The organism is Paeniglutamicibacter quisquiliarum, assembly GCF_019084045.1.
Classification (GTDB): domain Bacteria; phylum Actinomycetota; class Actinomycetes; order Actinomycetales; family Micrococcaceae; genus Paeniglutamicibacter; species Paeniglutamicibacter quisquiliarum.
Genome location: NZ_JAHRED010000015.1, coordinates 37,651 through 57,256, shown reverse-complemented (window position 1 = coordinate 57,256; position 19,606 = coordinate 37,651). Strand labels below are relative to the sequence as shown.

Sequence of the window (19,606 nt, the reverse complement as noted above, 5' to 3'; positions counted from 1 at the left end):
TGACCATACCGGCGTGAAGTGCACCCCGGCCACGTGACCGCCCGCGGCCGATTCGGGCCGCCCCGGGGCGGCTACGCCCCGATGTAGGTGGCCAGGTGCTTGCCGGTCAGCGTGGAGCGGTCGGCGACCAGCGCGGCCGGCGTGCCCTCGAAGACTATGGTTCCCCCGTCGTGGCCGGCGCCCGGGCCGAGGTCGATGATCCAGTCGGCATGGGCCATGACCGCCTGGTGGTGCTCGATCACAATGACCGACTTGCCCGACTCCACCAGCTTGTCCAGCAGGCCCAGCAGCTGCTGGACGTCGGCCAGGTGCAGGCCCGTGGTCGGCTCGTCCAGGATCAGGATGCCGCCCTTCTCGCCCAGGTGCGTGGCCAGCTTCAGGCGCTGGCGCTCGCCGCCCGAGAGCGTCGTCAGCGGCTGGCCCAGGCTCAGGTAGCCCAGGCCCACGTCGGAAAGCCGGGTGAGGATCTTGTGCGCCGCGGGAAGCTTGGCCTCGCCGTCGGCGAAGAACTCCTCGGCCTGCGCCACCGACATCGCCAGCACCTCGGAGATGTCCTTGCCGCCGAGGTGGTACTCGAGCACCATCGCGTCGAAGCGCTTGCCCTCGCACTCCTCGCAGGTGCTGGAGACCCCGGCCATCATGCCCAGGTCGGTGTAGATGACCCCGGCGCCGTTGCAGGTGGGGCAGGCGCCCTCGGAGTTCGCGCTGAACAGCGCCGGCTTCACGCCGTTGGCCTTCGCGAACGCCTTGCGGATCGGCTCCAGCAGCCCGGTGTAGGTGGCCGGGTTGGAGCGCCGCGAGCCCTTGATGCCGCCCTGGTCGATGCTGACCACGCCCTCGCGCCCGGCGACCGAACCGGTGACCAGTGAGCTCTTGCCGGACCCGGCGACGCCGGTGAGCACCGTGAGCACGCCGAGGGGGATGTCAACATCGACGTTCTTCAGGTTGTTGGTGTTCGCGCCGCGCACCTCGAGCGCCGAGGTGGACGTGCGGACGGAATCCCTCAGCGTCGCCCGGTCATCGAGGTGGCGCCCGGTAATGGTGTCGCTGGAGCGCAGGCCCTGCACGGTGCCCTCGTACATGATCTGCCCGCCGGCGGACCCTGCCTTCGGGCCGAGGTCAACGACGTGGTCGGCGATGGCGATCGCCTCCGGCTTGTGCTCGACGACCAGCACGGTGTTTCCCTTGTCGCGCAGGGCAAGCAGCAATTCGTTCATCTTGTCGATGTCGTGCGGGTGCAGCCCGATGGTCGGCTCGTCGAAGACGTAGGTGACGTCGGTGAGCGAGGAGCCCAGGTGGCGGATCATCTTGGTGCGCTGCGCCTCGCCGCCCGAAAGCGTGCCCGAGGGGCGGTCAAGGGAGAGGTATCCCAGCCCGATGTCGACGAAGGAATCCAGGGTGTCGCCCAGGGCGTCGAGCAGCGGGGCGACCGATGGCTCGCGAAGCCCGCGCACCCAGGTGGCCAGGTCGCTGATCTGCATGGCGCAGGCGTCGGCGATGGACTTCCCGGCGATCTTCGAGTTCCGGGCGTGCTCGGCCAGGCGCGTCCCGCCGCAGGCGGGGCAGGGCATGAAGGTGATGGCACGCTCCACGAAGGCACGGATGTGCGGCTGCATGGCCTCGACGTCCTTGGTCAGGAAGGACTTCTGCATCTTGGGGATCAGTCCCTCATAGGTGAGGTTGATGCCCTCGACCTTGATCTTGGTCGGTTCCCGGTGGAGCAGGTCATCGAGCTCCTGCGCCGAGAAGTCTTTCAGCTTCTTGTCCATGTCGAAGTACCCGGATCCGGCGAAGATGCGCCCGTACCAGCCGTCCATGGAGTACCCGGGAACTGTCAGCGCGCCCTCGGACAGGGACTTTTCGGCGTCGAAGAGTGCCGTGAGGTCGAAGTCGTTGACCTTGCCGCGGCCCTCGCATCCCGGGCACATGCCGCCGGTGATGGAGAAGCTGCGCCTCTCCTTGATCTTCTTGCCGCCCTTTTCCAGGGTGACGGCGCCGGCCCCGGAAACCGAGGGGACGTTGAAGGAGTAGGCCTGCGGGGAACCGATGTGCGGTTGCGCCAGCCGGGAGTAGACGATGCGCAGCATCGCGTTGGCGTCGGTGACGGTCCCGACGGTGGAGCGCGGGTTGGCGCCCAGGCGTTCCTGGTCCACCAGGATCGCGGTGGTCAGGCCCTCGAGCGTGTCGACCTCGGGGCGGGCCAGGGTGGGCATGAAGCCCTGCACGAACGCGGAGTAGGTCTCGTTGATCATGCGCTGGGACTCGGCGGCGATGGTGCCGAAGACCAGCGAGGACTTGCCCGAGCCGGACACCCCGGTGAACACCGTGAGGCGGCGCTTGGGGATCTCGACGCTGATGTCCTTGAGGTTGTTCACCCGTGCCCCGCGCACGCGGATCACCTCGTGGCTGTCGGCAGCGTGCACCGATGCGGTCCTGTTGGTGGTCATCTCGCTGGTCATGGCTTTTCCCCTTCGTGCCGTTTCCGCGTCGGCGGAACTCCCGTGCCCACACTATCTCCCCGGTGCCGGCGTGGGCTTCTTGAAAACTGCTGAACCGCGCCAATTCCTGCCCGCGGCCGGACCCTGCAGCGCTCAGCCGAGTTCCGGCAACCTGGAAAGCAGTGCGCGGGCCGCCTCGGTCGGATCGTCGGCATCGGTGATTGCGCGCACCACCACGATGCGCGAGGCGCCGGCGGCAACGACCTGCTCCACGTTGGAGTGGTCGATCCCGCCGATGGCGAACCACGGCTTGGAACTGCGCAGGGCGGCGGCGTGCTCCACCATCTCCAGGCCGACCGCCGCCCGCCCGGGCTTGGTTGGGGTCGCCCACAGCGGGCCGACGCAGAAGTAGTCGGTGTCCGGGTCCGCGGCCGCCGCGGTGATCTGCGCCGGGTCGTGGCTGGAAAGCCCCACGATGGCCGAGGGGCCGAGCAAGGACCGGACGCCCGGCAGCGGCAGGTCCTTCTGGCCCACGTGGAACACCGGTGCGCCGGCGAGCATCGCGAGGTCGGCGCGGTCGTTCACCGACCACAACTTGCCGAATTCCCCGGCCACGTCGCGCAGCACCCGGAGCAGCTCGAGCTCCTGCCCGGCATCGAGGTTCTTGTCGCGCAGCTGGATGATGTCCACCCCGCCGGCGTAGGCGGCACGCAGGAAATCGGCGAAATCCCCTCGGTCGCTGCGGGCATCGGTGCACAGGTACAGGCGCGCGGAGGCGAGTCCCGGGGCGCTTAAGACGGGGGCTGCTTCATCTTGGGTGGTGATCTGGCTCATGTCTCATAGACTAGTTCAGTACCGCGGGAGCCAGGAAAGCTGGCTGAGAGGGCGCCGATTGCGCCGACCGACAGACGCCACCCCCACACCGGGGCGGCGTGGAACCTGATCCGGCTAATACCGGCGTAGGGAAGGAGACCTCGATGTCGTGCACCGTGCCCGACCCCCTGTCCACCGACATTGCCGTCATCGGCGGCGGAATCATCGGCCTGGGCATCGCCCTGGAAGCCCAGCGCGCCGGGCACCGGATCGCGCTGATCGACCCGGACCCCGCCGCCGGCGCCACCTTTGCCGCCGCCGGCATGCTGGCCCCGGTCAGTGAGCTGCACTACCAGGAAGAGGACCTGCTCTCCCTCACCCTGGACTCGTCGGCCCGCTGGCCAGCCTTTGCCCGGATGCTGGCCGCCGAGACGGGCCTGGACCCGGGATTCCGCACCACCCCCACGCTGGCCCTCGGCGCCGATGCCGCCGACCGCGCGGCCCTGGGCGACCTGCGCGAGGCGCAAGCCCGCCAGGGACTCCGGGTCGCCCGGCTGACCACCCGGGAAGCCCGGGCGCTCGAGCCGATGCTGTCGCCGAACATTTCCGCCGCCCACCTGATCGAGCAGGACCACCAGGTCGACCCGCGGGCCCTAGCCAGGGCCATCATGGCGCGCCTGGCCGCCGTTGGCCGCGAACGCGACGGGACCGAACCGCCGAAGACCCTCGTCCGCGCCCGGGCGACGACCCTGCTGCACGAGGACCCCGCCGACTCCGGCTCCCGGGTCACCGGGGTGCGCCTGGGGGACGGCACTCAGATCCATGCCCGCGAGACGATCCTGGCCAACGGCCTGGGTGCCGCGGGCTTCGGAGGGTTGCCCGAATCGCTGGTGCTTCCGCTGCGCCCGGTGCACGGGGACATCCTGCGGCTGCGCGTGCCCGCACACCTGCGCCCGCTGACCACCGCCACGCTGCGCGGGATGGTGCGCGGGCTGCCGGTCTACGTGGTCCCGCGCGAAGACCACACCGTGGTCATCGGCGCGACGGCCCGCGAGGACTCCAGTCCCGGGGTCAGCGCCGGGGGAGTACACCAGCTGCTGCGCGACGCGCAGGTGCTGCTGCCCGCGGTCGCCGAGCTCGAACTGATCGAGACCACCGCCCGCGCCCGCCCCGGGACGCCCGACAACGCGCCGCTGCTCGGACGCGTCGCCGCCGGGGACGGTGCGGATGTTCCGGGGCTGCTGATCGCCACCGGGTTCTTCCGCCACGGCGTGCTGCTCACGCCCGTCGCCGCCCACATCGTCCTCGAGCTGGTCGCCGGCCGCGGCAACACGGCCTGGGACCGCTTCCGACCCGACCGGTTTTCGCCGGCATTGCAACCCAAGGAGTATGCATGAGCACCATCCAGCTCAACGGAGCCCCCCGGCCGCTGGCCGCCGGAACCACCCTGGCCGACCTGGTCACCGACGTCACCGGCCGCGAGCTGCTTCCCACCGGCAAGCCCGCGGACGGCGGGCGCCTCGGCGTGGCGGTGGCGCGCAACTCCGGGATCGTCCCGCGCAGCCAATGGGCCGTGACAGCGCTCCAGCGGCACGACGACATCGAGATCGTCACCGCCGTCCAGGGCGGCTAACCACCCCCCAAACCACCGTCCCCTCTTGGAAGAAAGCGAAGGACCATGACACAGACACTCACGCAGGCCGAACCACTGGTCATCGACGGCATCGCCCTGGGCTCCCGGCTCATCATGGGCACCGGCGGCGCCCCGAGCCTGGACGGACTGGGGGCGGCGCTGGTTGCCTCCGGCACCGAGCTGACCACCGTGGCCATGCGCCGCTACAGCGCTCCCGGCCCGGGCTCCACCGGCGGCACCAACCTCTTTGACCTGCTGTTGGAGAACAACATCCGCGTGCTGCCCAACACCGCCGGCTGCTTCACCGCCCGCGAGGCGGTGATGACCGCGGAACTGGGCCGCGAGGCGCTGGAGACCGACTGGGTGAAGCTCGAGGTGATCGCCGACGAGCACACGCTGCTTCCCGACGCGCTCGAGCTTGTCGAGGCCACCGAGGCGCTGGTGGAGCGCGGATTCAAGGTCTTCGCCTACACCAACGACGACCCGGTGCTGGCGCTGCGCCTGGAGCAGCTCGGGGCCGCGGCGGTCATGCCGCTGGGCGCCCCGATCGGCACCGGGCTGGGAATCCTGAACCCGCACAACATCGAGTTGATTGTCTCCCGGGCCTCCGTCCCGGTCATCCTCGATGCCGGGATCGGCACCGCCTCCGACGCGGCACTGGCCATGGAGCTGGGGTGCGACGCGGTGCTGCTGGCCTCCGCGGTGACCCGGGCACAGGATCCGGTGGCGATGGCACAGGCCTTTAGACATGCGGTCATTGGTGGCAGACTGGCGGCACAAGCAGGGCGCATCCCCAGGCGCACGCACGCCCTGGCCTCCTCCGCCATGGAGGGACGCCCGGATCTCTAGAACCGGAACCCGAAGGAGCGAACCATGCCCGCCAAAGACGTTCTGACACTCGAACAAGTCCAGGCAAACCTGCTGCAGCTGCCGCAGTGGCGCTACGGAATGGGGGCGCTGCGCACCGCGCTGAAGTGCCAGTCCTCGGCCTCGGCGCTGGCACTGTTCTCCACCATCGGCGCACTGGCCCAGGAAGCCAACCACCATCCGGACATCGACTGGCGCTACGACATCTTGTTCATCACCCTGACCTCGCATGACGCGGGGAGCAGGGTGAGCGCGCGCGATGCGGCGCTGGCCAGGTCGATTTCCGCCGAGGCGCAGAACGCCGGTGCCACGGCCCGGCCGGAACTGCTGCGCACCGTGGAGATCGCCATCGACACCGACGACGAGGACGCCATCTCGGAGACCTGGCGCGCGGCGCTGGGCTACAAGCGGCAGGAGGACGGCAGCCTGGCCGACCCCTTCGGCCGCGGGCCGGCCATTTGGTTCCAGAAAACCGCCACGCCCAATGCCAACCGCTTCCACCTCGATGTCACGGTGCCCCACAGTGAAAGCTCTGCCATCCTCAGGCAGCTGGAAGCCACCGGCGCGGCACTGGATCCCGAGTCCGCACCCAGGTTCGTGGTGGCCACCGACGTGCAGGGCAACAGGCTGTGCCTCTGCACCGAGGAAGGCCGCGATATCGGCTAGCCGCCCCCCGGATGGGCAATGGCCTTGCCCATCAAAGGCCATCCGCACAATGCCTCGCGCGGCTGCCCGATTTTGTTCCGGCCGCATGCGGCACATCATTTTTGTTGTCCCTTTTGTCATCCAAGGCAGGTTTCATTGAGCAGGACGCACGTCGAAAACACCATTGCATCGTTGCCGCCCCTGGTGGAGCCGGGGCCGGCCCTTTCCGCCCCGGAACTGGAACGCTATTCCCGCCACGCCCTGATGCCCGAGATCGGGTTGACCGGGCAGCGGAGGCTGCGCAACGCCAGGGTGCTGGTCATCGGCGCCGGTGGCCTGGGCTCGCCCGCGCTGCTGTATCTGGCCGCCGCCGGCGTGGGGACGCTGGGAATCGTCGATGACGACACCGTGGAACTGAGCAACCTGCAACGCCAGGTGATCCACGGGGTGCACGACATCGGCCGTACCAAGCTGGAGTCCGCCCACGACTCGATTGCCGCCATCAACCCCGGGGTGGATGTCGTGCTGCACCCGGTGCGGCTGGATTCGACCAATGTGCTGGAGATCTTCGCCGGCTACGACGTCATCCTGGACGGGGCGGACAACTTTGCCACCCGCTATCTGGTCAACGACGCCGCGGCGCTGCTGGGCAAGCCCTACGTCTGGGGTTCGATCCTGCGCTTTGACGGCCAGGTGAGCGTTTTCTGGGCCAAACACGGCCCGAACTACCGGGACCTCTACCCGGAACCTCCGGCGGCGGGCACCGTCCCCTCCTGCGCGGAGGGCGGTGTCTTCGGTATGCTGTGTGCCTCGATCGGGGCCATGATGGTCACCGAGGCCGTCAAGCTCATCACCGGGGTCGGCGAGTCCCTGCTGGGCCGGCTGTTGGTCTTCGACGCGCTCGGCGCACGCTGGCGCGAACTGCGCATCTCCCGGGACCCGGAGGCCTCCCCGATCACCGGACTCATCGACTACGGGAGCTTCTGCGGAATCTCCGCGACCGAGAACCGGGAAGAAGCGGACGAGGCCCTGATCGGGGTCGGGGAGCTGGCCGACCGGCTGGCCGGAAGGGACACGGGGGCCGAGGAATTCGTCCTGCTCGATGTGCGCGAGCCGGTGGAATTCGAGATCTCACGCATCCCCGGGTCCGTGCTGGTGCCCCTCGCGGGAATCAAGGACGGATCCGCGCTGGACGAGATCCCGCGCGGCGTGCCGCTGATCCTGCACTGCAAGTCAGGGGTCCGCTCCGGGCAGGCGCTGGATGCCCTGCGCGCCGCCGGCTACCCGGACGTGGTGCACCTGAGGGGCGGGATCGATGCGTGGGCGACCATGGCCTGAGCACCGCGCTCATGGGGCCGTTCGCGGTCCCGCTGTCAGCATCCAACGCCGGGGGAAAACCATGAAACATGTACGCGCGGCCTCACTGTTCGCGGCCGGGCTGGGGATCGCCGTCGTGCTGGGTTCCTGCACCCCGGCGCCGCCGACCGGCCCGGACCCTGCCACGACCCCGCCCTCCCCGTCCGTCTCTGCATCCGGGACGGCCACCTCGGCACCGCCCCGGGACCCGGCGCCGGCGGGAACCCCGCGGGCGGTGGCCACCGGTTTGGAGGCACCTTGGTCGGTGGTGTTCCGCAACGGAACCCCGCTTCTCAGCGAACGCGACTCCGCCCGCATCCTTGAACTCTCCGCCGACGGCACCACGCGCGCCATCGGAACCGTCCCCGGCGTGCAGCATGGCGGGGAGGGCGGACTACTGGGCCTTGCCGTCGATTCCCGGGACCGCCTGTACGTGTACTCGACCGCGGCCGGGGGCAACCGGATCCAGCGCTTCGAGCTGACCGGTGCGCCCGGGTCGCTGGGCCTGGGCAGCTCCGAGACGATCCTGGAGTCAATCCCCGCGGCAGGCGTCCACAACGGCGGGCGCCTGGCCTTTGGCCCCGACGGGATGCTCTACGCCACGGCGGGCGACGCCGGAGCGGGCGGCAGCGCGCAGGACCTGGACTCCCTGGGCGGCAAGATCCTGCGGATGACCGCCGAGGGAACGGTGCCACCTGACAATCCGTTCCCCGGCTCGCTGGTCTACAGCTACGGGCACCGCAACCCGCAGGGCCTGGCCTGGGCGAAGGACGGCACCATGTTCGCGGCCGAATTCGGGCAAAACACCTGGGACGAACTGAACATCATCACCCCGGGCGCCAACTACGGCTGGCCAACGGTCGAGGGCATCGCCGACGGGGAGGGCTTCACCGACCCCGTGCAGCAGTGGGAGCCCGGTGCGGCGAGTCCCAGCGGCATGGTGCACGTGGACGGGACGCTGTTCATCGCGAACCTGCGCGGATCGGTGCTGCGCCAGGTGCCCGTTGCCGACCCCTCCACCTCCACCGAACATTACAACGGAGAGTTTGGAAGGATCCGGGACGTGGCAGTGTCCCCGGACGGGGAGCTGTGGTTCCTCACCAACAACACCGACGGGCGGGGCAACCCCGGCCCCGACGACGACCGCCTCTTGGGCGTGCGCCTGGGCCGGGGGTAGGAATCCGCCGGCTTGCCCGCCGCCGCGGAAGCCGTGCGGAACCTAGGCCAGCGTTGCCGCGTCGATAACGAAGCGGTAGTGGACATCCGAGGCAAGCACGCGCCCGTAGGCCTTGTTGATGTCCTCGGCCGCGATGACCTCGACCTCGGCGGCGATCTTGTGCTCGGCGCAGAAGTCCAGCATTTCCTGGGTCTCGCGGATGCCGCCGATCATCGAACCGGCAAACGAGCGCCTGCCCGTGATCAGCGAAAACACGTTGACGGGCAGCGGCTCGGCCGGGGCGCCGACGTTGACCAGGGTGCCGTCGAGGGCCAACAGCTGCAGGAAGGCGCTGATGTCGATGCCGGCGCTGACCGTGTTCACGATCAGGTCGAAGGATCCCGCCAGCACGTCGAACGTTCCCTCGTCGCTGGTGGCGTAGTAGTTCTCGGCGCCCAGCTTCAGGCCGTCTTCCTGCTTCTTGAGCGTCCGCGACAGCACGGTGACCTCCGCGCCCATGGCATGGGCGATCTTGACCGCCATGTGCCCGAGTCCGCCGAGACCGATCACCGCAACCTTCTTGCCCGGTCCGGCGCCCCAGTGGCGCAGCGGCGAGTAGGTGGTGATGCCGGCGCAGAGCAGGGGAGCTGCGACGTCGAGTTCCAGGGCGGCGGGGATGTTCACCACGAAGTCCTCGTTCACCACCACGGCCGTGGCGTAGCCGCCCTGGGTGATGGTTCCGTCGACATCCGTGGCGCCGTAGGTCCCGATGTTGCCCTTCAGGCAGTACTGCTCCTCGCCGGCCAGGCAGTGGCGGCATTCGCGGCAGGAGTTGACCATGCAGCCAACGCCCACGCGGTCGCCCACGGCGTGCCGGGTGACCGCGGCGCCGACCTCGGTGACGATGCCGGCGATCTCGTGGCCCGGGACCAGCGGGTACTGCTGCGGGCCCCATTCGCCGCGGACGGTGTGGATGTCCGAGTGGCAGATCCCGGAGTACTTGATACTGATCAGCACGTCGTGCGCCCCGACCTCGCGGCGGTCGATGCGGGTGGGAACGAGGTCTCCCGTGGCGGATTCGGCGGCATAGGCATTGACTTGAAGCATGGTTCTCCGTAGTGCGATAGGAAGTTTTTCGCTGCGGGATGGATCCGACGCGGGCCCGTGTACGCCCGCCGCGTGGCGGCGGAGGGGTCCGGGTCCCGGTCCGCACCGGAGGGTGCGTCGATATGTCCCAGTCAATCAAACCACCCGGGACACCGGCCAGGGAGGCCCTGTTGGTACACGTATCGCCAGGGCGTGCCTCGATGCCGCGGCCGCGGCTGGCGTTGTCGCCGTCGGCAATAACGCCGCGGATTGCCAGCCCATGAGTGAATTCGTGCTGTCCCGGCGGCCCGCTTCCGAATCCAGGCGTCTGTGACGTATTTGGAGTGAGGCTGCCTCACTCCAAATACGTCACAGACAACCGGAAGCGGGCGCGTCTACAATGTCTTAGGCGCCGGAACACTCACTGCACCAAGCCGGCGGCCCGGGGAGGGCATCCGAGGATGAATGCCGGTCCCTGCACAACCCCCTCCAGGAGATCCCCCTATGCAGCGCACCATGTTCAAGTCCAAGATCCACCGCGCCACGGTAACGCACGCGGACCTGCACTACGTCGGATCCGTCACCATCGACGCCGACCTTTTGGACGCGGCTGACATCCTTCCGGGGGAACTGGTCTCGATCGTCGACGTCACCAACGGCGCCCGGCTGGAGACCTACACGATTGCCGGGGAGCGCGGTTCGGGGGTCATCGGCATCAACGGCGCCGCCGCCCACCTGGTCAACGTCGGGGACCTGGTCATCATCATCACCTACGCCTCCATGACCAATGCCGAGGCCCGCGCCTTCAAGCCGTCCGTGGTGCACGTGGACGAGCGCAACGCCATCCGGGCGCTGGGCACCGATCCCGCCGAGGCGCTCGCCGACGGCCTGCAAACACCGCCCTTCGCCATCTTCGCCGACGCCTGAGAATCCGCCAGGTCGTTCCCCTGCCGTGAAAAGCGGCATGATGGAACCATGGAGAACACCGCCGCGCACCCCTGGACCAGGAACTACCAGCCGGGGGTCCCGGCCGAGATCGAGCTGCCCACCGAATCGCTGAGCGCGATGTTCGAGCGCTCGGTCGCCGAGGCCGGGGACAGTCCCGCCACCGAGTTCTTCGGCCGGCGCACCAGCTACCGGGAGCTCGGCGAGCAGGTGGAGCGCGCCGCCGAGGGCCTGCGCCTGCTCGGCGTGCGCGCCGGGGACCGGGTTGCCCTGATCCTGCCCAACTGCCCGCAGCACGTCGTGGCGTTCTACGCGGTGCTGCGCCTGGGCGCCGTGGTCGTGGAACACAACCCGCTCTACACCCCGCGCGAGCTGCGCCACCAATTCGAGGACCACCAGGCACGGGTGGTGATCGCCTGGGACAAGGCGGCCGAGTCCGTGCGCCAGTTCCCGGAAGACGTGCGCATCGACACCGTGGTCTCGGTGAACCTGCTCGAGGCCTTCCCGGCCGTGAAGCGCCTGGCCCTGAACCTCCCGCTGGGGAAGCTGCGCGCCTCCAAGGCCGCACTGACCGCTGCCGCGCCCGGGACCATGCCCTGGAAGGACCTGCTCAAGGCAGATCGGATCGATGCCGCCCACCCGCGCCCGGCCGTCGGGGACCTCGCGGTCATCCAGTACACCTCCGGGACCACGGGCAAGCCCAAGGGCGCGATGCTCACCCACTACAACCTGTACTCCAACGCCCTGCAGGGCGAGGCCTGGATGGCCGGGGCGCAGGAACGCAAGGAAATCCTTTACGCGATCCTGCCGATGTTCCACGCCTTCGGGATGACCCTGTACCTGACCTTCGGAGTGAAGAAGCAGGGCCTGCTGGTGCTTTTCCCGAAGTTCGACCCCGACCTGGTGCTTCAGGCCATGAAGAAGTCCCCGGCCACGGTGTACTGCGCCGTCCCGCCGATCTACGAGCGCACGGCCATGGCGGCCAGGGAAAAGGGCGTCTCGCTGCGCTCGGCCAGGTACTGCATCTCCGGGGCCATGAACCTGCCCGATCACGTGGTCGAGCTCTGGGAGTCGGTCTCCGGCGGGCTGCTCGTGGAGGGCTATGGGATGACCGAGTCCTCCCCGGTGGCGATGGGCAACCCGTTCCACCCCACCCGGCGCACCGGCACCATCGGCGTGCCTTTCCCCTCGACGCTGATGAAGGTCGTGGACCTTCACGACCCCGCGCTCGAGGTGGCCCAGGGCGAACCCGGCGAGCTGTTGCTCAAGGGCCCGCAGGTGTTTGCCGGCTACTGGAACAACCCCGAGGAGACCGCCAAGACGCTCACCCATGACGGCTGGCTGCGCACCGGTGACGTGGTGACGGTGGATGCGGAGGGCTTCGCCACGATCGTGGACCGCGCCAAGGAGCTGATCATCACCGGCGGCTTCAACGTCTCGCCCACCGAGGTCGAGACCGTGCTGCGCGCCCACCCGGACGTGCGCGATGCCGCCGCGTTCGGCAATCCGCTGGGGCGCGGCGGGGAAATGGTGGTTGCCGCCGTGGAGCTTGAACCCGGGACGGAACTGGACGAGGACGCGCTGCGCGAGCACTGCCGCGGACAGCTCGCAGGCTACAAGGTGCCCAAGCGGATCGTGGCCATCGAGGAGATGCCGCGCTCGATGCTGGGCAAGATCCTGCGCAAGCAGGTCCGCGAGCAGGTCGCGCCCGGCCTGTAGGCAACCACGCGAAAGCCCCGGACGGGTTGCCGCACTGGTGCGCATCCCGTCCGGGGCTTCGCTGGTTTGGCCGGCTACTTCTTGGCGGTGCCGTCGGCGCCGACGGAGAATTCCACGACGTCGTCGTAGACCCGGCGTTCGGTCTTGACCAGGTTGTAGTCCTCGTCCAGCACCGGGAAGAGGTAGACCGGGCTGAGCTTGATCTTCGCCCCGTCGCCCTGCCGGGTGATGTCGATCTGCAGGTGCCCGTAGTGCAGGCCGCCGTCAAGAAGCTGCTGGGTTCCGCTCTCGTCGGTGGCCCAGGTCTCGGGCTGGTTGGCCGCGGCGGACCACTTGGAGTGGGTGTTGAAGCGCAGCGGCTCGTACTCGCCCGCGTCGTTCTTCACCTGCTGCTCGCCGCGCAGCCCGTCGGAGGCGACGCCCACGTCGTAGGAGTGGAAGCCCTGCCCGTCGCCGTCCCCGTCGACCCAGGAGCGCTCGAACATTTCGTCGTGGCCGGAGAGCACCGTGGCCACCCCGTACTTCTCAAAGAGCGGGGAGTAGGCGCGCATCGCGGTGCCGGACTGGTTGTCCGCGTGTTCGTGGTTCGGCGGCGTTCCGTGCACGCCCGAGGAGTAGGCGGCGTGGTGGAACTGGACGATCACGATCTGTCCCTGCTCGCGGGCCTCGGCCAGCTGCTTCTCGGCCCACTTCCACTGCTCGCCGCCGACCGACATGTTGGGCAGGTCGGAATCCTCCGCGGTGGTGCCCGCGAAGAGTTCGGTGTAGGCCTTGTCGTAGTCCGCGTCGGTGAACTCGCCCTGGGTGTCGGTGGAGAGGTTCCCCGCCGTGAGGTTGCCGTCGTTCCCGGAGAAGGGAGCGCCGGAGAGGGTGCCGGTCTTGGTGTTCTCGTCCGGTTCGCCGTTGGTCGAGTCCAGGGTCAGCACCGTCACCGGCCCGTGGTCGGTGCGGTAGTAGGAGCCCTTGGCCGCCGGGTTGGCGGCGTCCCCGTCGTTGTCGAAGTAGGAGAGGTACTTGTTGCGCGAGATCACGGCCGGGGACTGGTCTTCCGGGGTTCCGTAGCCGCCGTTGATCCCCGCATAGGTCTCCCAGTTGCCCAGCGCCGTCACCAGCGGGACGTTGGAGGCCAGGTCGCCGTGTTCGCCGGCGAAGTAGCCGAAGAATTCGTCCCAGGCAGGCTGGTAGCCCGCGCCCTGGACCAGGTCGCCGGCGATGAGCATCAAATCCGGGTCGGCCGCCTCGATCGCCGCCATGTTCTCGCGCATCGCGGTGTCCTGGCTGAGCGGGTAGCGCAGCGTGAAGTCGCCGTAGCGGGTGGTGGAGCCGAACTTCTGCGCCCAGGCGGAATCGGTTCCGGGACGCTGTTCGGAGTCGGGCGTGTACCCGTTGACCGGGTTCAGTTCCCACTCGCGGTGCTCGACGCGGCCCATGGGTTCGGTCTCGGAGTCGGAGAATGCGATTAGCCGCAGGTCATCCCACGAATCGGCGTCGGGTGCGGTGGCGAAGGTGCCCTCGTGGCGCTTGCCGCCCTGGTCGACTGTGTAGTTGTAGTCCTTGCCCGCCTTCAGCCCCTTGACGGTGAGCGTGTGCTTGTAGTTGGAGTTGGCCTTGAGCCAGGATCCCTTCACCAGGCCGGTGATGGACTGGTCCCGTTCCTTCTGCGTGTATTCCATCAGCGGCATGTACTTCGGGGTCGAGGTGAGCACGCGCTGGTTGCCTGCGCCCCGGCCCTTGCCGTTGCCGATGCCCGGACCGGTGACGCTCAGGGTCCCCGGGTCGGCGGTTTCGCTGATCCAGCTGATGGTCATGGCGTCCGGCTTCGGGTTCTGCAGGTAGGGCAGCACGCGGAATCCGGGCTGGGCGTCGCGGGTGCCGACGGTGGTGTTGGCCCGTTCGGTGGTGGCGCCGGCCGGGGTGGCCAGCAGGGGAGTGGCCAGAACGGCAAGTGCCAGGGCAGCGGACAGGGACTTCTTCATGTATTGCCTCACGGTGCGGTGTTGGATTGGCGCGGCCGGGGGAGCGGCGCGCGCCCCCATCCTCCCCGACCCGCACCAACCGCAGGTGGCCCGCCGGTGAACGGACGGTGACCGTGGCCGGCCTCGCGTTGCTGTCCTCAGCCCGGGACTGCTTGGCCATGCGCTGCAACGGTGGCCACGAGGCCCTCCATTGCTTCGCATGGTCCGGAAAAGTGATCCGGATGACCTTGCCAGCGAGAAATTCCATGGCCGCGTCGCCACGCCGGCCCATAGACCAGCATCGGCGGTTCCCGCGACGGCGCGCAAGCGCGAGGGGTGACCGATCTGACCGCCCGAGGACTTGCCGCCCGCGTGCAGGGTGTGCGATCTTGGAACTATTCCCGACTCGGGGATTCCGGACGATGGGTGCCGTACCCGGTGTGCGACAAGACGGCCCGCAAGGGGTCTTGTCATGGCATGGTTGATTCTCATTGTTTCCGGCGTTCTCGAGGCCGTATGGGCCACCGCACTGGGGAAGTCCGAAGGATTTACGAAGGTGGCACCCACTGTTGTCTTCGGGGTGGGGCTGGTATTGAGCATGGCCGGGTTGGCCTATGCGATGCGGGAACTGCCGGTCGGCACCGCGTACGCCGTGTGGGTGGGCATTGGCGCGACACTGACCGTGATTTACGCGATTGCCACGGGTGCCGAGTCACTCTCGATTCTCAAGGTGCTCTTCCTGCTGATGATCGTCGGCGGCGTCGTGGGGCTGAAATCCCTTCATTCCTGACCGGTTGACCCGCGGCCGTCTCGGGCACTGATATCCGGCTGCCGGTTCAATGCGTGCCAGACCGCGATCTCCGAGCGCGAGGAGAACCCGAGTTTGCGCAGGGCGCTGCTGGCGTGGTTCTCCACGGTCCGCTCCGAGAGATAGAGACGTTCGGCGATCGCCCGGTTGCTCAGGCCCCGGGCCAGCAATCCGGCGACCTCTTCTTCGCGCGCAGACAACTGGCGCGGGAGGTCAGGCAACCTTTCCATCAGTTCCGTGGCCTGCTTGGCGTAGTGGCGTGAATTGAGCGACGAGGCCTGGAAGCGGGCGAAGGGCAAAAGCTCGCCGTAGAGCCGGGCGCCGGTTGCCCGGTCGCCGAAGGCTACGCATAGGTCCGCATGCGTGGTCGTTGCCACGATCCATTCGGCGGTGTGGCTGCGCACCTCGTCGAGGTGCGGGACGATGGCCTGCCATAGGGCACGTGACTCCTCGCGCCGGCCAGCCTCGAGCAGGACCTCGGCCAACCAGCCCTTGGCGAAATAGGGCAGGAAATCGACGATCCGGCGGACCCCCGCTTCGGCCTCGTCGAGCCCAGTCCCGGTGAGCCCCGCGATGCTTGAAACCATGACCAGGTGGGTCATCGCGGCCGATTCGTCGACGGTGGCGCCGCGGGCCGCGAGGGCCCGGTCCGCCGTTGCGCGGGCTTCATCGAAGCGGCCCTCCAGGTGCAGCAGCACGGCCCGGATCATGGACATCCGCCACAGCCACTGGCCATCGCGCAGCCGCTGCACCAGCGGTTCGAGCACCGCGGTCGCCTCGGTGAGGTCGGCGATCCGTCCGAGTTGGGCGAAGGCCTCGACCCGCCACAGCAGCCCCCAGGCCGTGTAGTCGTCGTTGCCGATCCGGCGGCCCAGGGCGGTGGCCCGCCGCGCCACATCCAGGCGCTTCTCGACGTGTTCCAGGGAGACGAACCGGGCGTGGTCCGCCTGCATGGCGATGAATTCGGCTTCGGGATCCGTCGTGGCGGTGTCGGGACCCGAGGTGTCGAGGTCGAAATAGCGGTCTCCCTGCCACTCGTCGCCGGTGGCTGCCAGCTGGGCGCGGAGCCTGCTGCGCCGGACCGGGTCCCCGTCGCCGAGCAGCGCGAGCGCCTCGATGCACAGGGCGTGGACGCGTGCTGCCAGCGCGCGGTCCGAAATTCCCTGCAAAACCGTGGCCGTGTCGGCCAGCAGCGCCCCGTTGCCGGTTTCGCGGGCCAGGGCGAGCGCCGACTCGCAGGCCCGCCAGGCCGAGGCAACGTCGCCCGCGTGGAAATGGGCGCCCGCCAATTCAAGATGCAGGCCACCGAGCGGGATCCCGGGTTCGGGCGTTCTCCCGTGCGCGGCGATGGCCTCGGTGAAATGGAAGGCCGCGCGTGCGTGGTCCCGCTGCGCCGAGGCCCTCCTGGCCGACTGCAGGGCGGCCCGGAAGCCGGTACCGGGGGCGGCTCCTGCCTGGGTCATGCCCCATTCTAGATCCGCGATGGGTGCCGGGGTGAGTGGTTCCACGGATGCGCGATGAACAATGCCGCGCGCACACTGGTGCCAACCCCCGCGGCAACGGCGCTCCGGGCGGCACTAGGAAGGGAACCACCATGTCAACCCCGTCAATATCAATCGTGAGCGGAACCGGAGGGAGGGTTTCGCGCCTTGGGGCCATCGGCTTCGTGGGCGCAGCGGCCGGTGCCCTGTCGGCGATCCTGCTCCTCGTGTATCCACCGCAAGTTGCCCCGGAAGCGTTCAGCTTCCCGTTCGACGCCACCGGTTTCACCGCGATCCAGGTCTTCTTTGCGCTGCAACACGTTGCCCTGATGCTGATGTTTTATGCCCTGCTGCGCTCACGAGCGGTGGGAACCTCGCGCCTTGCCCGTTGGGGACTCTGGGTTTCGTTGACCGGCATGGGCCTGACCGCCGTGGTCGAAATCTTTGCCATCACCGCGGCCCATGCGATGGTCGGCGATCCGCTGTACGGGTTGGTCTCCTCCCTCTACGGGATCCCGACCTTGGCGCTCGGCGTCGGGCTGGTCTTGGCGGGCATCGGCGTGTTGCGGGCCAAGGGCTGGCACGGGCCGGCACGTTTCCTGCCGCTGCTCTCCGGTGTGTGGATCTTCGTGGTGTTGCTTCCCGCGCTCTTTGGTACCCACATGATGGGCCGGATTGCCATTTGCCTGTGGATGGTGATTTTCGCGGCCCTGGGCTGGGTGCTGTGGCGGGGGAACGAACAGGGAAAGCTGGGGAATTGAGAGCGGTTGCCGCGGGCGCCGGTGGCTGGCAACGGCCGCCGGCGCCCGCTTCTTCGCGCAACCCCTTGCGGCCGGGCCGGGGTGGGAATAAGTTGGGGGAATCGATGGCCGTTTTCTTGGGGGAGAAGCCTTGGATCACTATGAGTACCTGGAAGTTGGGCGCGCCTCGTCGCGCAACCAAATCAATGCGGCCGCCAGGTTGGCGATTTGGCGGAACCGCGGCGATGCGGCGGTAACCGAACGGATCATGGAGGCATGGTCCATTGTGGGGGACCCGGACCGGCGATTTGACTACGATTCTTGGCTGCTGGGCGAACCTCCGCCCGGCGAACAATACCTGCCGGTGGATCCAAGGCCCGCCGTGGAACCGGTTCACCGGGCCCTGCCGCCACGGGCCGACTCCGACGCCGCCAAGCAGCGCCGGATACCGGGATCACTTGCACCCGAACCTACTGCGGGATCGCCTTTCCCCGCAACCGAACCGGGCCCGCCGATCACCTCTCGAGTCGATGGCACCCGTACCGTCCAAGCCGCTGCGCCGCCCGCGGGTGGGGCACCGGCCGCCGGGTCGCCTGGGTCTCCACCGGATTCCCCGGCGCAGGCCCAGCAGCCATTTGACCCGCAACAGCTGTCCTGGTGGGAGGCTGCCCTGGACAAAACGGAGACCATCGGGCCGGGCTACAAGGGTCTGCGCCTGCTGGTCGACCTCGGCGTCATGGCCATGGTCATCGGTCCCCTGATCGGCCCGGCGATCGCGGCACCTTCGGTCGCCACGACGCTGCCCATCGGGCTGTTCGCGCTGGCGGTGCTCTTGCTGGGGCGCCTCTGGCCACGGGCGGCCTCGCGCCGGGCAGCGAACCAGCGGGTGTTCGGCATCGGCGGCGGAACATTGACCAGCGGCCGGAGCCGGTTCAGCAAGGAAAACGTGGCCAAGGGCGTGGCGGGCGAGCGACGCACCGCGTTGGCCCTTGAGTCGCTCTTGCGCATCCCGGGAACGCGGATCTTCCACGGGCTGCGGTTCCCCGGCAGCAAGGTCGCGGACATCGACCATGCGGTGGTCAACGGCGACCGGGTGGTCTTCATCGACAGCAAGTTCTGGAAGCCGGGGGAGTACCGGTGGCTGGACGCTGACAAACTTGGCTACGTCCGTGGCCGCCGCGTCGACCGCCGCGACATCCACATGGACCACCTCCAGCGGCACCCGGCAACGGCGAAAGTTGCGGCCGACGTCGGCTGCCACGTATTGATCCATCCCAATGCCGAAGGTTCCATCACCTTTACGCCGGCTGGGCACATCTCCCCGACCGGGATCCCTGCAACGGATACCCGGGACGGCATGGAAATGATCGGATGCTGGCTGTTGGAGGGAAGGAAGTCAGGGCTGGTCGACCGTTATCTGATGGCGCGGATGATCGCAATGCTGAAGTAGGGGCGCGTGCGAATGATCCACTGACCCGTGGTTCCGCGGACGTGGACGGGGGAACCGCCGAGAGGTGGCTCCCCCTTCCTGCTGCGCGCCGCTACGGGCCGGAGTGTCCGCACTCGCCGTTGAGCTTGTGCCCGAACCAAGCGGGGCTGCTGAAATCGGTGAATCCGTCTGAAGTGACGATGAGCGACCTCAGGTCGCTTTGGGTTGAGTGGTGGCCGTACCCGGGTGTAACCGCGGGAACCTCCGCCACATCGCCGAGCGGGTGGTGCTCGTTTGCGGAGGCGTTGGCGCAGTCGACCGACTCAACGATCGGGTGGATGGTCGCCGAGGCGGCCGGCAGAAAGGCGAAGGTTGCCATGGCGAGCACGGCACCAGCTGTCAATGATTTCCTCAAGAGTCCCATGTGCAAATTTCCTGTGCGAGAAGGGTGGAACGCGGGGCCGCGTTCCACCCCCAGTAAGCTCCCGGCCAGGGTGTTTTGCAAGGTTTGGCGAGGTCCAAATTTGTGCCGATC

Annotated in this window: 17 protein-coding genes and 1 riboswitch; of the genes, 11 read left to right on the top strand and 6 right to left on the bottom strand. The window is 68.5% G+C overall.

Annotated elements, in window-relative coordinates; all coding sequences use genetic code 11:
• Nucleotides 1–71: 71 nt before the first annotated feature.
• Nucleotides 72–2,459 carry an ATP-binding cassette domain-containing protein gene (locus KRR55_RS19285; RefSeq protein WP_217390939.1) on the bottom strand — a complete coding sequence of 796 codons (2,388 nt, stop codon included), beginning with the start codon at nucleotides 2,457–2,459 and terminating at the stop codon, nucleotides 72–74.
• Nucleotides 2,460–2,591: 132 nt separating this feature from the next.
• Entirely contained in the window at nucleotides 2,592–3,272 is a 681-nt protein-coding gene (thiE, locus tag KRR55_RS19280) for a thiamine phosphate synthase (protein ID WP_217390938.1), read from the bottom strand.
• A 143-nt stretch (nucleotides 3,273–3,415) separates the two neighbouring features.
• Here thiE and thiO point away from each other — a divergent pair, with 143 nt between their 5' ends.
• The 6 genes from thiO (at nucleotide 3,416) to KRR55_RS19250 (ending at nucleotide 8,929) form a co-directional block, all read left to right on the top strand.
• A complete protein-coding gene (thiO, locus tag KRR55_RS19275; protein WP_217390937.1) occupies nucleotides 3,416–4,648 on the top strand; it encodes a glycine oxidase ThiO in 1,233 nt (410 codons plus the stop codon).
• A complete protein-coding gene (gene thiS, locus KRR55_RS19270) occupies nucleotides 4,645–4,884 on the top strand; it encodes a sulfur carrier protein ThiS (protein ID WP_217390936.1) in 240 nt (79 codons plus the stop codon). Before thiO ends, thiS begins: the two co-directional genes overlap by 4 nt.
• A 45-nt stretch (nucleotides 4,885–4,929) precedes the next feature.
• Nucleotides 4,930–5,733 carry a thiazole synthase gene (locus KRR55_RS19265; protein WP_217390935.1) on the top strand — a complete coding sequence of 268 codons (804 nt, stop codon included), beginning with the start codon at nucleotides 4,930–4,932 and terminating at the stop codon, nucleotides 5,731–5,733.
• Between the two features lie 24 nt (nucleotides 5,734–5,757).
• Nucleotides 5,758–6,417, top strand: a complete 660-nt coding sequence (locus tag KRR55_RS19260; protein WP_217390934.1) for a 4a-hydroxytetrahydrobiopterin dehydratase — start codon at nucleotides 5,758–5,760, stop codon at nucleotides 6,415–6,417.
• Between the two features lie 135 nt (nucleotides 6,418–6,552).
• Nucleotides 6,553–7,734 (top strand): molybdopterin-synthase adenylyltransferase MoeB, encoded by a 1,182-nt coding sequence (gene moeB / locus KRR55_RS19255; protein ID WP_254456426.1) that lies wholly within the window; start codon nucleotides 6,553–6,555, stop codon nucleotides 7,732–7,734.
• 61 nt (nucleotides 7,735–7,795) lie between these two features.
• Nucleotides 7,796–8,929 (top strand): PQQ-dependent sugar dehydrogenase, encoded by a 1,134-nt coding sequence (locus tag KRR55_RS19250; RefSeq protein ID WP_217390932.1) that lies wholly within the window; start codon nucleotides 7,796–7,798, stop codon nucleotides 8,927–8,929.
• A 42-nt stretch (nucleotides 8,930–8,971) separates the two neighbouring features.
• Here the strand turns inward: KRR55_RS19250 and KRR55_RS19245 are convergent, their stop codons facing one another.
• Entirely contained in the window at nucleotides 8,972–10,015 is a 1,044-nt protein-coding gene (locus tag KRR55_RS19245; RefSeq protein ID WP_217390931.1) for an NAD(P)-dependent alcohol dehydrogenase, read from the bottom strand.
• Between the two features lie 483 nt (nucleotides 10,016–10,498).
• On the opposite strand from KRR55_RS19245, the gene panD reads away from it, so the two are divergent.
• Together panD and KRR55_RS19235 are read left to right on the top strand one after the other, a co-directional pair.
• A complete protein-coding gene (panD, locus tag KRR55_RS19240; RefSeq protein ID WP_217390930.1) occupies nucleotides 10,499–10,921 on the top strand; it encodes an aspartate 1-decarboxylase in 423 nt (140 codons plus the stop codon).
• Nucleotides 10,922–10,969: 48 nt separating this feature from the next.
• Entirely contained in the window at nucleotides 10,970–12,658 is a 1,689-nt protein-coding gene (locus KRR55_RS19235; protein WP_217390929.1) for a long-chain-fatty-acid--CoA ligase, read from the top strand.
• A 74-nt stretch (nucleotides 12,659–12,732) separates the two neighbouring features.
• Here the strand turns inward: KRR55_RS19235 and KRR55_RS19230 are convergent, their stop codons facing one another.
• Nucleotides 12,733–14,634 (bottom strand): metallophosphoesterase family protein, encoded by a 1,902-nt coding sequence (locus KRR55_RS19230; RefSeq protein ID WP_217390928.1) that lies wholly within the window; start codon nucleotides 14,632–14,634, stop codon nucleotides 12,733–12,735.
• A gap of 372 nt (nucleotides 14,635–15,006) precedes the next feature.
• A riboswitch (guanidine-III (ykkC-III) riboswitch) is annotated at nucleotides 15,007–15,073 on the top strand.
• Between the two features lie 12 nt (nucleotides 15,074–15,085).
• Between KRR55_RS19230 and KRR55_RS19225 the strand changes: the two genes are divergently transcribed.
• Nucleotides 15,086–15,403 (top strand): DMT family transporter, encoded by a 318-nt coding sequence (locus KRR55_RS19225; RefSeq protein ID WP_217390927.1) that lies wholly within the window; start codon nucleotides 15,086–15,088, stop codon nucleotides 15,401–15,403.
• Here KRR55_RS19225 and KRR55_RS19220 read toward each other — a convergent pair.
• Entirely contained in the window at nucleotides 15,394–16,884 is a 1,491-nt protein-coding gene (locus KRR55_RS19220) for a response regulator transcription factor (protein ID WP_217390926.1), read from the bottom strand. The genes KRR55_RS19225 and KRR55_RS19220 overlap by 10 nt on opposite strands.
• 131 nt (nucleotides 16,885–17,015) lie before the next feature.
• On the opposite strand from KRR55_RS19220, the gene KRR55_RS19215 reads away from it, so the two are divergent.
• Complete coding sequence (locus tag KRR55_RS19215) at nucleotides 17,016–17,663, top strand: hypothetical protein (RefSeq protein WP_217390925.1); 648 nt, start codon at nucleotides 17,016–17,018, stop codon at nucleotides 17,661–17,663.
• Between the two features lie 130 nt (nucleotides 17,664–17,793).
• Complete coding sequence (locus KRR55_RS19210; RefSeq protein ID WP_217390924.1) at nucleotides 17,794–19,092, top strand: J domain-containing protein; 1,299 nt, start codon at nucleotides 17,794–17,796, stop codon at nucleotides 19,090–19,092.
• A 91-nt stretch (nucleotides 19,093–19,183) separates the two neighbouring features.
• Here KRR55_RS19210 and KRR55_RS19205 read toward each other — a convergent pair whose 3' ends face one another.
• On the bottom strand, nucleotides 19,184–19,495 hold the full coding sequence (locus KRR55_RS19205; protein ID WP_217390923.1) for a hypothetical protein: 312 nt from the start codon (nucleotides 19,493–19,495) through the stop codon (nucleotides 19,184–19,186).
• Nucleotides 19,496–19,606 lie beyond the last annotated feature (111 nt).

What these genes read in the sequence shown, in the direction of transcription:
- KRR55_RS19285 (WP_217390939.1), bottom strand. Translation starts at nt 2,459, where the DNA reads ATGACCAGCGAGATGACCACCAACAGGACCGCATCGGTGCACGCTGCC.
- KRR55_RS19265 (WP_217390935.1), top strand. Translation starts at nt 4,930, where the DNA reads ATGACACAGACACTCACGCAGGCCGAACCACTGGTCATCGACGGCATC.
- KRR55_RS19230 (WP_217390928.1), bottom strand. Translation starts at nt 14,634, where the DNA reads ATGAAGAAGTCCCTGTCCGCTGCCCTGGCACTTGCCGTTCTGGCCACT.
- KRR55_RS19250 (WP_217390932.1), top strand. Translation starts at nt 7,796, where the DNA reads ATGAAACATGTACGCGCGGCCTCACTGTTCGCGGCCGGGCTGGGGATC.
- KRR55_RS19220 (WP_217390926.1), bottom strand. Translation starts at nt 16,884, where the DNA reads ATGACCCAGGCAGGAGCCGCCCCCGGTACCGGCTTCCGGGCCGCCCTG.
- KRR55_RS19205 (WP_217390923.1), bottom strand. Translation starts at nt 19,495, where the DNA reads ATGGGACTCTTGAGGAAATCATTGACAGCTGGTGCCGTGCTCGCCATG.
- thiS (WP_217390936.1), top strand. Translation starts at nt 4,645, where the DNA reads ATGAGCACCATCCAGCTCAACGGAGCCCCCCGGCCGCTGGCCGCCGGA.
- KRR55_RS19225 (WP_217390927.1), top strand. Translation starts at nt 15,086, where the DNA reads ATGGCATGGTTGATTCTCATTGTTTCCGGCGTTCTCGAGGCCGTATGG.
- thiE (WP_217390938.1), bottom strand. Translation starts at nt 3,272, where the DNA reads ATGAGCCAGATCACCACCCAAGATGAAGCAGCCCCCGTCTTAAGCGCC.
- KRR55_RS19215 (WP_217390925.1), top strand. Translation starts at nt 17,016, where the DNA reads ATGTCAACCCCGTCAATATCAATCGTGAGCGGAACCGGAGGGAGGGTT.
- KRR55_RS19245 (WP_217390931.1), bottom strand. Translation starts at nt 10,015, where the DNA reads ATGCTTCAAGTCAATGCCTATGCCGCCGAATCCGCCACGGGAGACCTC.
- panD (WP_217390930.1), top strand. Translation starts at nt 10,499, where the DNA reads ATGCAGCGCACCATGTTCAAGTCCAAGATCCACCGCGCCACGGTAACG.
- KRR55_RS19235 (WP_217390929.1), top strand. Translation starts at nt 10,970, where the DNA reads ATGGAGAACACCGCCGCGCACCCCTGGACCAGGAACTACCAGCCGGGG.
- KRR55_RS19260 (WP_217390934.1), top strand. Translation starts at nt 5,758, where the DNA reads ATGCCCGCCAAAGACGTTCTGACACTCGAACAAGTCCAGGCAAACCTG.
- thiO (WP_217390937.1), top strand. Translation starts at nt 3,416, where the DNA reads ATGTCGTGCACCGTGCCCGACCCCCTGTCCACCGACATTGCCGTCATC.